Source organism: Burkholderia sp. B21-005, assembly GCF_020843965.1.
Lineage (GTDB): Bacteria > Pseudomonadota > Gammaproteobacteria > Burkholderiales > Burkholderiaceae > Burkholderia > Burkholderia ambifaria.
Genome location: NZ_CP086301.1, coordinates 2,585,976 through 2,597,991 on the forward strand (window position 1 = coordinate 2,585,976; position 12,016 = coordinate 2,597,991).

At 67.6% G+C, this 12,016-nt stretch carries 10 protein-coding genes; 6 read left to right on the forward strand and 4 right to left on the reverse strand.

All coding sequences use genetic code 11. The features are described from left to right. Window positions 1-107: 107 nt before the first annotated feature. From LMA02_RS12040 to LMA02_RS12055, 4 genes are all read right to left on the reverse strand, one after another. Complete coding sequence (locus LMA02_RS12040) at window positions 108-584, reverse strand: DNA-deoxyinosine glycosylase (protein WP_228905102.1); 477 nt, start codon at window positions 582-584, stop codon at window positions 108-110. Beyond that, entirely contained in the window at window positions 584-1,165 is a 582-nt protein-coding gene (locus LMA02_RS12045) for a chorismate--pyruvate lyase family protein (protein WP_228907633.1), read from the reverse strand. Before LMA02_RS12045 ends, LMA02_RS12040 begins: the two co-directional genes overlap by 1 nt. A gap of 8 nt (window positions 1,166-1,173) precedes the next feature. Then, window positions 1,174-3,072 carry a molecular chaperone HtpG gene (htpG, locus tag LMA02_RS12050; protein ID WP_228905106.1) on the reverse strand — a complete coding sequence of 633 codons (1,899 nt, stop codon included), beginning with the start codon at window positions 3,070-3,072 and terminating at the stop codon, window positions 1,174-1,176. Window positions 3,073-3,228: 156 nt separating this feature from the next. Beyond that, entirely contained in the window at window positions 3,229-4,689 is a 1,461-nt protein-coding gene (locus tag LMA02_RS12055; RefSeq protein WP_166724888.1) for a PLP-dependent aminotransferase family protein, read from the reverse strand. Between the two features lie 217 nt (window positions 4,690-4,906). On the opposite strand from LMA02_RS12055, the gene LMA02_RS12060 reads away from it, so the two are divergent. From LMA02_RS12060 to LMA02_RS12085, 6 genes are all read left to right on the forward strand, one after another. Next, window positions 4,907-5,599: a VOC family protein gene (locus tag LMA02_RS12060; protein WP_228905109.1), complete on the forward strand. Its 693-nt coding sequence runs from the start codon at window positions 4,907-4,909 to the stop codon at window positions 5,597-5,599. 47 nt (window positions 5,600-5,646) lie between these two features. Next, window positions 5,647-6,555, forward strand: coding sequence for a DMT family transporter (locus LMA02_RS12065; protein ID WP_006752871.1), 909 nt, complete (start codon window positions 5,647-5,649; stop codon window positions 6,553-6,555). A 152-nt stretch (window positions 6,556-6,707) separates the two neighbouring features. Beyond that, window positions 6,708-7,889 (forward strand): PLP-dependent aminotransferase family protein, encoded by a 1,182-nt coding sequence (locus LMA02_RS12070; RefSeq protein WP_228905111.1) that lies wholly within the window; start codon window positions 6,708-6,710, stop codon window positions 7,887-7,889. Between the two features lie 44 nt (window positions 7,890-7,933). Further along, window positions 7,934-8,392, forward strand: coding sequence for a RidA family protein (locus tag LMA02_RS12075; RefSeq protein WP_105833026.1), 459 nt, complete (start codon window positions 7,934-7,936; stop codon window positions 8,390-8,392). Between the two features lie 22 nt (window positions 8,393-8,414). Continuing rightward, on the forward strand, window positions 8,415-9,296 hold the full coding sequence (locus LMA02_RS12080; RefSeq protein WP_228905112.1) for a PhzF family phenazine biosynthesis protein: 882 nt from the start codon (window positions 8,415-8,417) through the stop codon (window positions 9,294-9,296). Between the two features lie 222 nt (window positions 9,297-9,518). Further along, on the forward strand, window positions 9,519-11,858 hold the full coding sequence (locus LMA02_RS12085; RefSeq protein WP_166724885.1) for an EAL domain-containing protein: 2,340 nt from the start codon (window positions 9,519-9,521) through the stop codon (window positions 11,856-11,858). The last annotated feature ends 158 nt before the right edge of the window (window positions 11,859-12,016 follow it).

Genomic DNA, 12,016 nt, shown 5'->3' on the forward strand with positions numbered 1-12,016 from the left:
GTCTACGCTGATCCTCATCAAGGCGCGCAAATGCATGCTGCGCTCGATCACGCCCTGCCAACGACTTCACAGCGCTGGCCGTGAGTGCGGCGGCAGCGCTTGGGCGCTCAGGAAGCAATGTGACGCCACTGCTCCAGCTTCTGCTCGAACGACAGCATCGCATTCGCCGGGCTCGACGAAGGCAGCACCAGCGTTTCATACCCGGCCTGCCCGATCACGTCGGCAAAGCGCCCCGCCGTCTTCCCGTTGAAACACACCTTCTTCAGCAACGGCGCATGCTCGCGCAACGACGCAAAGTCGTTCGGCTTCGCATTCCGGATCGCTGAATCGAGACTGCCTTGCCGATGGCATGCATCGAGGACATCCCAGATGCCGATGCCGTGCGAAAGCACACTTTCGAGCCGTGCGTCGTACGCAAGCTCGTGCAGCCCGGGCTCGCCGAGCACCGCACCGAGCAACCGCCAGAACTGATTGCGCGGATGCGCGTAGTACTGCGCGGCATCGAGCGACGCCTCGCCCGGAAAGCTGCCGAGAATCATCGTGTGCGTATTCGGCCCGACGACCGGCGCAAAACCTTGCAGCATCACGCGGCTCCGCGCGGCCCGTCGCCATGCGCATCGAGATGGCGCCACAACGCGGGCAGCATGCACTCGGTGACCATCAACGGCTTGCCGTGCCGCTGGAACACCGAGCGCCGCGCGACGAACGCGTGTGGCGCCCGCGCACCCTGCAACGCATGGCTCGCGAGCGCATAGAGTGGATGACCGGCGATCACGCGCCGGCTGACGAGCGCCGAGCGCTCGACCTGCGGATCGCTGTACAGCAGCTCCGCGAGCGGCCGCGTGCGCAACCGCCGCATCGCCTGCCATACCCCCTTGCTGGCCGCGAGCGTCGCGATGCTGTGCGCGGCGACGTACGGCGTGCCGTCCACCGACAGGATCACCTCGCGCACCCACATCGGCGCGCGCGGCGCACTGTCGAGTGCGTCAGGCTCGTCGAACCACGGACAGTCGACGGCCTCGCGTGTCACGCGCACGCTCACGCTGCCGAGCCGCGCGAGATGCGCGGTCAGCGAACCGCCGCGCGTCAGCCAGTCGCGCTGGTCGAGCGTGCAACCGGGCCGGGGCGTTTCGCGCCAGCCCGCCTGTGCGCCGTCGAATCGAATCCGCGTGCTCACGCAGTGCGCGACAGCAGCAGCGCGTTGGTTCGCTTCACGAAGCTCGCCGGATCGTCGAGCATCCCGCCTTCGGCCAGCAATGCCTGGTCGAACAGCAGATGGCACCAGTCGCCGAAATTGGCGCTCTCGGCGTTGAGCTGCTTCACGAGCGCGTGCTCCGGGTTGATCTCGAGGATCGGCTGCATCGCCGGCGCGTTCTGACCAGCCGCCTTCAGCATCCGCTGCAGGTAGCCGCTCATGTCGTTGTCGTCCGCGACGAGGCACGACGGCGAATCGGTCAGGCGGAACGTGACGCGCACTTCCTTCACCTTGTCGCCGAGCGCTTCCTTCATCTTCTCGACGACCGGCTTGATCGCCTCGCCCGCCTGCTCCTGCGCCTTCTTTTCCTCGTCGTTCAGCTCGCCGAGGTCGAGATCGCCGCGGGCAACGCTCGCGAGCGGCTTGCCGTCGAATTCATGCAGGAACGACAGCATCCATTCGTCGACGCGATCGGTCAGCAGCAGCACCTCGACGCCCTTCTTGCGGAACACTTCCAGATGCGGGCTGTTCTTCGCGGCCTGCCACGTATCGGCGGTCACGTAGTAGATCTTGCTCTGCTCCGACTTCATGCGCGACACGTAGTCGGCGAGCGACACGTCCTGCGCGTCGGTGTCGCCGTGCGTCGAGGCGAAGCGCAGCAGCTTCGCGATGCGCTCGCGGTTCGCGTGATCCTCGCCGAGGCCTTCCTTCAGCACCTGGCCGAACGCGCTCCAGAACGTCTTGTACTTCTCCTTGCCGGCATCCTCTTCCGCGTTCGCGAGTTCCTCGAGCATCGACAGCGCGCGCTTCGTCACGCCTTCGCGGATCGCCTTCACGTCGCGGCTTTCCTGCAGGATTTCACGCGACACGTTCAGCGGCAGGTCGGCCGAATCGACCACGCCCTTCACGAAGCGCAGGTATTGCGGCAGCAGTTGCTCGGCGTCGTCCATGATGAACACGCGCTTCACGTACAGCTTCAGGCCGCCGCGATAGTCGCGGTTCCACAGATCGAACGGCGCGTGCGCCGGCACGAACAGCAGTTGCGTGTATTCGCTGCGGCCCTCGACGCGGTTGTGCGTCCACGTGAGCGGGTCCTGGTGGTCGTGCGCGACGTGCTGGTAGAACTGCGTGTACTGCTCGTCGGTGATGTCGCTCTTCGAACGCGTCCACAGCGCGCTCGCCTGGTTGACGGTCTCGTCCTCGTCCTTCAGGACCATCTCGCCCTTTTCCTGATCCCACTCTTCCTTCTGCATCAGGATCGGCAGCGCGATGTGATCGGAATACTTCTGGATGATCGACTTCAGGCGGTGCGACGACAGCAGCTCGTCCTCGCCTTCGCGCAGGTGCAGCGTGATCGTCGTGCCGCGCTGCCCGCGCTCGATCGCGTCGATCGTGAAATCGCCCTCGCCCGCGCTTTCCCAGCGCACGGCTTCGTTCGCCGGCAGGCCGGCGCGGCGCGTCTCGACGGTGATCTTGTCAGCGACGATGAAGCCCGAGTAGAAGCCGACGCCGAACTGGCCGATCAGCGCCGCGTCCTTCTGCTGGTCGCCGGACAGCTTCGTGAAGAATTCCTTGGTGCCCGAGCGCGCGATCGTGCCGAGGTTCGCGATCGCCTCGTCGCGGCTCATGCCGATGCCGTTGTCGTCGATCGTGATCGTGCGTGCAGCCTTGTCGAAGCCGATGCGGATGCGCAGGTTCGGATCGTTCTCGTACAGCGCGTTGTCCGCGAGTCCTTCGAAACGCAGCTTGTCGGCCGCGTCGGACGCGTTCGACACCAGTTCGCGCAGGAAGATTTCCTTGTTGCTGTAGAGCGAATGAATCATCAGGTGGAGGAGTTGCTTGACCTCTGCCTGAAAGCTCATCGTTTCGTGTGCCATGGATGCTGTTTCCTCTTACTTGAACTTGAATGGTGTGGCGCGGGCGCCCGGCGCGCGATGCCGGAGGGCCCGTCAAGGACGACCGCCTGGCGCAAGCGGTTTGCGCGGGTATCTGGGGCCGGGCGGCCGGATTTCAAGGGGCGGCGTGCCGCCCCATCACGACGCGCGACGCGCCGCCGACTCGATATAGCGCGCGAGAAAGCCCGGCAGCGCCGGATCGCCGCAGTTCGCGACGTTGAAGCGCGTCCACGTCGACGACGACTGCTGCGGCGAGAACAGGCTGCCCGGCGTCAGCAAGAATCCTTCCTCGTGCGCGGCGGCCGCGAGCGCGTCCGAATCGACGCCCGTGTCGGCCCACAGGAACATCCCGGCTGCCGGCATCGTGAACAGCCGCAGCCCGGTGCGCTCGAGCATCCGCGCGGTCTTGTCGCGCACGCCGTCGAGTCGCGCGCGCAAGCGCTCGACGTGGCGCCGGTAATGCCCTTCGGTCAGGATCTTGTAGAGCACGCGCTCGTTGAGCTCCGGCGTCGTCATCCCGACCAGCATCTTCTGGTCGGTGATCGCCTTCGCGATCTCCGGCGCGCAGGCGACATAGCCGACCCGCAAATTCGCCGCGAGCGTCTTCGAATAGCTGCCGAGGTAGATCACGCGCTTCAACTGGTCGAGGCTCGCGAGTCGCGTCGCCGGGTAGCTCGGCGGGCACAGGTCGCCGTACACGTCGTCCTCGACGACGAGAAAGTCGTACGCCTCCGCGAGCTTCAGGATCCGGAACGCCTGCGCGGCCGACAGCGACGTGCCGGTCGGGTTCTGCAGCACCGAATTGATCACGAGCATCTTCGGCCGCCACATCTGCACGAGCGTTTCCAGCGCGTCGAGATCGGGGCCGTCGGGCGTATACGGCATGCCGACGAGCTGCGCGCCCTGCGACGCGAAGCGGCCGAACATCTGGAACCACGCGGGATCGCCGACGATCACCGCGTCGCCCGGCTGCACGTAGATGCGCGAGATCAGGTCGATCGCCTGCGTGATGCCCGACACCATCACGAGTTGCTCGGGCTTCGCGCCGATCTCGACTTCCGCCAGCCGCGTCTGCAGTTGCTGGCGCAGCGGCAGAAAGCCCTGCGGCGTGCCGAAGCCGAGCATCTGAGCGCCGGACTGGCGCCCGAGCGCGCGCAGCGAGCCGGTGATCAGCTCGCCGTCGAGCCAGCGGCCCGGCAGGTAGCCGAGACCCGGCCCCTTTTCCGGGCTGGCGGTGTGCAGCATGTTGCGCAGCAGCCAGACGACGTCGATCGTGTTGTGCACGGGCGCGGCCTCCGCCACGCGCGCCACGTTGTCGACCGGCTGCGGACCGACGGCCGTGCGCTCGCGCACGTAGAAACCGGAGCCGCGCCGCGAATCGAGATACCCCTGCGCGACGAGCCGCTCGTACGCCTCGACGACGGTGAAACGCGACACGCTCTTGTCGAGCGCGAGCTTGCGGATCGACGGCATGCGCATGCCGGGCCGGAACACACGCTCGTCGATGCGCCGCCGCGCCCACTGGACAAGCTGGTCGACGAGCGTGAGGGTGGCCGTATCGTGCGGCGCGGGAATCTGGGCGAGAGGAACGGTGGACACGGGCGGCAACTCCAACTGTACCGAAGGCTATCGCGCCGATTGTACCGTTACTGTGCCGGTGCCGACGATTACAGTTGACCTCAATGGCGACCTGCGGCCGCCGTTCCGGCCCGGCCGCACGCGGGGCCGCACCGCCCGGCGTGCAGCGCGGCCCGGGCACCGGCCGGTCGCGCTACCGTCCGCCCACCATGACACTTTCGCTTCCCGACCGACGTTCATGCCAGCCCGCTCCCTGACCCTCGACCATCTCGTGATCGCCGCGCGCACGCTCGACGACGGCGTGCGCCATGTCGCCGACGCGCTCGGCATCCAGCCCGCCGGCGGCGGCCGCCATCCGCTGATGCGCACCCATAACGCGCTGTTCGGCGCGTGGGGCGGGCTGTACCTCGAAGTGATCGCGATCGATCCCGACGCACCGGCCACCGGCGACGACGCCACGCCGCCGCGCGCGCGGCTGTTCGGCCTCGACGATCCGGCGATGCACGCACGGCTCGCGCACGGCCCGTTCCTCGCGCACTGGGTCGCGCGCGTCGACCGCCCGCGCCAGCTCGCGCTGTGGCAGAGCCAGTACCCGACGCGCATCGCGCCGGTCGTCGCGATGCGGCGCGGCGACCTGAGCTGGGGCCTCACGGTGCCCGACGACGGCGCATTCCCCGCGTGGCAAGGCGCCGGCGACGGCCTCGTGCCGTCGCTGATCCAGTGGGACAGCCCGCGTCATCCGGCCGAATCGCTGCCGGACAACAGCGTCGCGCTGAAGTCGCTCAAGGGCGTCCACCCGCGTGCGGACGCGATCCGCGAGCAGCTCGACTGGCTCGGCGCCGGCCATCTGCTCGACGTCGAAACCGGCGACGGCCCACCCGCGCTCGTCGCGGAATTCGACACGCCGCAAGGCGCCCGCACGCTGCGCTGACCGCCCGTTCGATTACACAAACCCAGCAATACGGAGACACCCAGTACATGAATTCGCGCGAAACCCGGGGCATGCTGCTCGGCCTCATCGGCGTGATGATCTTCAGCCTGACGCTGCCGATGACGCGTATCGTCGTCTCCGAACTCAATCCGCTGCTCAACGGGCTCGGCCGCGCGCTCGCCGCGTCGGTGCCGGCCGGCCTGCTGCTGTGGTGGCGCCGCGAACGGCTGCCGACGCGCGCGCAACTGAAAAGCCTGGCCGTCGTATCGGCCGGCGTGATCATCGCGTATCCGGTGTTCTCCGCCTGGGCGATGAAAACCGTGCCCGCGTCGCACGGCGCGGTCGTCAACGGCCTGCAGCCGCTGTTCGTCGCGCTGTACGCGGCGTGGCTGTCGCACGAGCGCCCGTCGAAGGCGTTCTGGGCCAGCGCGCTGGCGGGCAGCGCGCTTGTGATCGCGTTCGCGCTGCGCGACGGCGGCGGCACCGTGCAGGCGGGCGACGCGCTGATGCTCGTCGCGGTCGGCATCGGCGCGCTCGGCTATGCGGAAGGCGCGCGCCTCGCGCGCCAGATCGGCGGCTGGCAGGTGATCTGCTGGGCGCTCGTCGTGTCCGCGCCGTTCCTCGTGCTGCCGGTCGGCTGGCTCGCGTGGACGCAGCACGTCGCGCATCCGGCCCCGCTTGCGCTGCGCACGTGGCTCGCCTTCGGCTACGTGACCCTTTTTTCGCAATTCATCGGCTTTTTCGCGTGGTACGCGGGGCTGGCCATGGGTGGCATCGCGCGCGTCGGCCAGGTGCAGCTGCTGCAGATCTTCTTCACGATCGCCTTCTCCGCGCTGCTGTTCGGCGAAACGGTGACGCCGTCCACCTGGCTGTTCGCCGCCGCCGTGATCGCGACCGTGATGCTCGGCCGGCGCTCGGCCGTGGCCACGGCCCCGCGTCCTGCTCGCGCCGGTTGATGAGGTGCGCCATAATGTTTGTTTTGCCAGAACGGTTTTGCCCACCCGGCCGCGACGGCCCGATCGCGCTCCCGCATGCCTACCCGGCCGCGTCGACGCAATCTGCCTGATCGACCTTTCTTGACTGACCCCGATATCCGAACGAGGAGACTATGAATCCGACCGACCTGCATCCACCGCACTGGCAGCTTTCCGAACGCGCCCGCAAGCTGACGAGCTCCGCGATCCGCGAGATCCTGAAGGTCACGGAACGCCCCGAGGTCATCTCGTTCGCAGGCGGCCTGCCGGCTCCGGCGACGTTCCCGGCCGAACGCATGCGCGCCGCGTCCGACCGCGTGCTGCGCGACGCGCCCGCCGCCGCACTCCAGTACAGCGCGACCGAAGGCTACCTGCCGCTGCGCGAATGGATCGCCGAGCGCTACAGCGTGCGCGTGTCGCAGGTGCTGATCACGACCGGCTCGCAGCAGGCGCTCGACCTGCTCGGCAAGGCGCTGATCGATCCGAACAGCCCGATCCTCGTCGAAACCCCGACCTACCTCGGCGCGCTGCAATCGTTCTCGCTGTACGAGCCGCGCTACGTGCAGGTGCCGACCGACGAGCAGGGCCTCTTGCCCGAAGGCCTCACGCCCGAGCTGACGCAAGGCGCGCGCCTGCTGTACGCGCAGCCGAACTTCCAGAACCCGACCGGCCGCCGCCTGCCCGTCGAGCGCCGCCGCGCGCTCGCCGCGTTCGCGCAGTCGAGCCCGTTCCCGGTGCTGGAAGACGACCCGTACGGCGCGCTGAACTACCAGGGCGAGCCGCTGCCGACGATGCTGTCGATGGCGCCGGACCACATCGTGCACCTCGGTACGTTCTCGAAGGTGCTCGCGCCGGGCCTGCGGATCGGCTACATCATTGCCCCCGAAGAACTCCACTTCAAGCTCGTGCAGGCCAAGCAGGCCACCGACCTGCACACGCCGACGCTCACGCAGCGCATCGCGCACGAAGTGATCAAGGACGGCTTCCTCGACGAGCACATCCCGACGATCCGCCAGTTGTACGGCGCGCAATGCGAAGCGATGCTCGCGTCGCTCGCACGCCACATGCCGGAAGGCGTCACGTGGAACCGTCCGGAAGGCGGGATGTTCATCTGGGTGAACCTGCCCGCGCAGATCGACAGCATGAAGCTGCTCGCCGCGGCCGTGGACAACCACGTCGCCTTCGTGCCGGGCGCGCCGTTCTTCGCGGACGACGCTCAACAGAACACGCTGCGCCTGTCGTTCGTGACGGTGCCGCCCGAAAAGATCGAGGAAGGCGTCGCGCGGCTCGGCAAGCTGCTGCGCGAGCGTCTCTGATCCCCGCTTTTTCCTGTCACGACTCTCTACGAGGAATCGAACGCATGGCTAACGTCTACGACAAACTGAAGTCGCTCGGCATCGAGCTCCCGACCGCCGGCGCACCGGCCGCCGCCTACGTGATGAGCGCGCAAAGCGGCAACACGGTTTACCTGTCGGGCCACATCGCGAAAAAGGACGGCAAGGTCTGGGCCGGCAAGCTCGGCGCGGATCTGCAGACGGAAGACGGCAAGGCGGCCGCACGCTCGATCGCGATCGACCTGCTCGCGACGCTGCACACGCACACCGGCGACCTGAACAAGGTCACGCGCATCGTGAAGCTGATGAGCCTCGTCAACTCGACGCTCGACTTCACCGAACAGCACGTCGTCACGAACGGTGCGTCGGAACTGATCGCGGAAGTGTTCGGCGACGCGGGCAAGCACGCGCGTTCGGCGTTCGGCGTCGCGCAGATTCCGCTCGGCGCATGCGTCGAGATCGAGCTGATCGCCGAAGTCGCGTAACTCACGTCGCGCAATCGTCACGATGACTAGCCACGGCGTCCGTTTCAAGCAGGTCGACGTCTTCACGTCGGTGCCGTTCAAGGGCAACCCGCTCGCGGTGGTGTTCGACGCCGATTCGCTCGGCGACGACGACATGCTGGCGATCGCCCGCTGGACGAACCTGTCGGAAACGACGTTCGTGTGCACGCCGACCGATCCGGAGGCCGATTACCGCGTCCGGATCTTCACGCCGGGCGGCGAACTGCCGTTCGCCGGCCACCCGACGCTCGGCACCGCGCACGCGTTCCTGGAAAGCGGCGCGCGACCGCGCACGCCGGGCGTGCTGATCCAGCAATGCGGCGTCGGCCGGGTCGAACTGCGCGAACAGGCCGACGGCTGGGCATTCGCCGCGCCGCCGGCACGGTTCATGCCACTCGACCGGTCGGACTATCCGGTGCTGGCGGCCGCGTTGCGCAGCAATGCGATCGATCCGGACGCCGAACCGTGCGCGGTCGACAACGGCGCGCCATGGCTCGTCGTGCGGCTTACGTCGGCCGAGGCCTGCATCGGCCTCGCGCCCGATCCGGCCGCGCTCGAGGCCCTCACCCATCGCTACGGCGCGCACGGCCTCGCGGCCTACGCGCCCCACCCCGACGACAGCCCCGCGACGTTCGAAATCCGCTGCCTGATGACGGGCGGCGGTTTCGGCATCGGCGAGGATCCCGCCACCGGCAGCGCGAACGCCGCGCTGGCCGAGCTGCTGAGCCGCCAGCAGCGCCGCCCCGGCACGTCGTATACGGCCCGCCAGGGCACGGCGATCGGCCGCGACGGCCGCATTGCCGTTCGCTATGACGACGACGGCACGATCTGGATCGGCGGCCACGTCGTGACGGTCGTGGACGGCACGTTCCAGATGCCCGCCTGACGTTTCGACGTTTCACCATGTGCGATGGCCCGGCCGGGCGCCCTGAGGTTGCCCGGCTATCGCAAAAACGTTCCAACCAGTAATATCGGGCCTAATCCGTCGCTTCGGCGGGTCTGTCCATGGTTGCGCATCCCGCGAACGAACAGACGCCGGGGCGACCCCAACCATAGCCGGCCATCCCGACGAGGATGGCGCAAGCGAGCAGGACGCCGCCCTTCTTCAATGAGCTCCGCCCGGTCCAACCACACGCCGCCGACCCGGCCGCTACGTGCGCCGCGCAAATCGCGCCGGCGTGCGCTGTTCGCGATCCCGCTGCTCGGGATGCTGGCGCTCGCGCTGCTGTGGGCGGTGATCATCGCGCGACTGTCGGTCGAAAAGGACAGCGCGTACAAGGAAGCGGCGGCATCCGCGGCGATCCTGTCGTCCGCGCTCGAGCAGCACACCGTCAAGGCGATCCACCAGGTCGACCAGATCACCCGCTTCGTCAAGTTCGAATTCGAGAAATCGCCCGCGCACTTCAACCTCGCGAGCGCGGTCGAAAAAGGCGTCGTGCCGAGCGACACGCTGATCCAGGTCTCGCTCGTGAACGCGAAGGGTATCCTGTTCGCGAACACGGCCGAACTCCATCCGCAGCCGATCAACCTGTCGGATCGCGAGCACTTCAAGGTGCATCTCGCGCACAACGACGACCGCCTGTACATCAGCAAGCCGGTGCTCGGCCGCGTGTCGAGCCACTGGACGCTGCAGATGACGCGGCGCCTGAACAACCCGGACGGCAGCTTCGCGGGCATCGTCGTGGTGTCGGAAGACCCGAGCTACTTCACGAACGACTTCTACAACAACGCGGCGATCGGCAAGGAAGGCGTGATCTCCGTGGTGTCCGACACGGGTGCCGTGCTCGCGCGGCGCACCGGCTCGCTCAGCAACGCACCGGGTGCGTTCTCCGCCTCGGGCGTGTACCCGATCGCCGAGCGCGTGACGGGCACGATCATCGACCCGATCGACGGCGTGACGCGCATCGTGTCGTACCGCCACCTCGACGGCTACCCGCTCGCCGTGATGGTCGGGCTGTCGCAGACCGAGGAATTCGCGGACTACTACCACACGCGCAACGTCTACCTGCTGATGACGAGCTTCATCACGCTCGCGATGCTCGCGTTCTTCAGCGTCGCGACAGGGCTGATCGGCAAGTTGCTGGGGCGCGAGCGCGAGATGACCCAGCTCGCCGAATACGACCTGCTCACCGGCCTCGCGAACCGCTACGCGACGCTGCGCGGGCTGCGTAACGACGTGTCGATGCCGGCCAGCCTGTCGCGGCTCGGCCTGCTGTTCATCGACCTCGACAACTTCAAGACCGTCAACGACACGCTCGGCCACAACGCCGGCGACATCGTGCTGCAGATGACCGCGTCGCGCCTGTCGGATGCGGTCGGCGACGAAGGGTCGCTCGCGCGGATCGGCGGCGACGAGTTCGTGGTCGTGATGAAGGGCGACGACATCGAACGGCGCGCGGTGCGGCTCGCGGAAGCGATCATCCGGATGTTCGGCGAGCCGTTCGACGTGCGCGGCAGTTCGTTCGTGCTGCACGCCAGCATCGGCATCGCGCTGCACAGCGTCGCGAACGAAAGCGAGATCGACCTGCTGAAGAAGGCCGACCTCGCGATGTACAGCGCGAAGGACGCCGGCAAGAACTGCTACCAGTTCTACGCGCCGCACCTGTCGCACCGCGCGGACCACCTGATGCGCTGGGAACAGCAGTTGCGCGTCGCACTCGCCGAAGGGCAGCTGTTCCTCGCCTACCAGCCGAAGATCGACCTGACGCACCGCACGATCACCGGCTTCGAGGCGCTCGCGCGCTGGGACCACCCCGAGCACGGAGTCATCTCCGCGAACGAATTCATTTCGATCGCCGAATCGACGGGCCTGATCGTGCCGATCGGCGACTTCGTGATCCGCACCGCATGCGAACAGATCGCGCGCTGGCGCGACGACGGCCACGACACGCTGACACTCGCGATCAACATCTCGCCGGTGCAGTTCTGGCGCGGCGACCTGATCGAGACGATTTCCCAGGCGCTGCAGGACACCGGCATCGACGCGAACCGGCTCGAACTCGAGATCACCGAAACCGCGATGATGGAATACCCGGAGCTCGTGTCCGAGAAGATCGTCGCGCTAAAGAAGCTCGGCATCCGGATCGCGCTCGACGATTTCGGCACCGGCTATTCGTCGCTGTCGTACCTGCACCGCTTCTCCGTCGACACGCTGAAGGTCGACCGCTCGTTCGTGCAGGCCATCCCGAACGATCGCAGCGTGTGCGTGATGGTGTCGTCGATCGTGCATCTCGCACGCTCGCTCGGCCTGACGGTCGTCGTCGAGGGCACCGAGACCGAGGAGCAGATCGCGTGGCTGTCCGCGCTCGGCGAGATCGAGGCGCAGGGCTTCCTGTTCTCGCGCCCCGTGCCGGCCGACGCGATTCCCGCGCTGATCGCACGCTTCGGCGTGCGCGGCGCCCGGCCGAACGTCCTCGCCCACCGCGCGACCGGCAGCACGGGCGCCTGAGCCCGCAACACGCACGGCACGTGTTGCGCGGCCCATCGATTGTTTCGGCTTCCGATCCGATTGTTTAGTCCATTTACTAGCGTTTTCGCGCATGGCAGTGTCACGATGCGCGGCGGACAATCGGGAGGGCCACCGTGTCGGCGGGCCGCCGGCACGTT

Bases quoted from the DNA above. Each gene is read 5' to 3' on its own strand.
- LMA02_RS12040 (WP_228905102.1), bottom strand. From the start codon at position 584: ATGCTGCAAGGTTTTGCGCCGGTCGTCGGGCCGAATACGCACACGATG.
- htpG (WP_228905106.1), bottom strand. From the start codon at position 3,072: ATGGCACACGAAACGATGAGCTTTCAGGCAGAGGTCAAGCAACTCCTC.
- LMA02_RS12060 (WP_228905109.1), top strand. From the start codon at position 4,907: ATGCCAGCCCGCTCCCTGACCCTCGACCATCTCGTGATCGCCGCGCGC.
- LMA02_RS12065 (WP_006752871.1), top strand. From the start codon at position 5,647: ATGAATTCGCGCGAAACCCGGGGCATGCTGCTCGGCCTCATCGGCGTG.
- LMA02_RS12070 (WP_228905111.1), top strand. From the start codon at position 6,708: ATGAATCCGACCGACCTGCATCCACCGCACTGGCAGCTTTCCGAACGC.
- LMA02_RS12075 (WP_105833026.1), top strand. From the start codon at position 7,934: ATGGCTAACGTCTACGACAAACTGAAGTCGCTCGGCATCGAGCTCCCG.
- LMA02_RS12080 (WP_228905112.1), top strand. From the start codon at position 8,415: ATGACTAGCCACGGCGTCCGTTTCAAGCAGGTCGACGTCTTCACGTCG.
- LMA02_RS12085 (WP_166724885.1), top strand. From the start codon at position 9,519: ATGAGCTCCGCCCGGTCCAACCACACGCCGCCGACCCGGCCGCTACGT.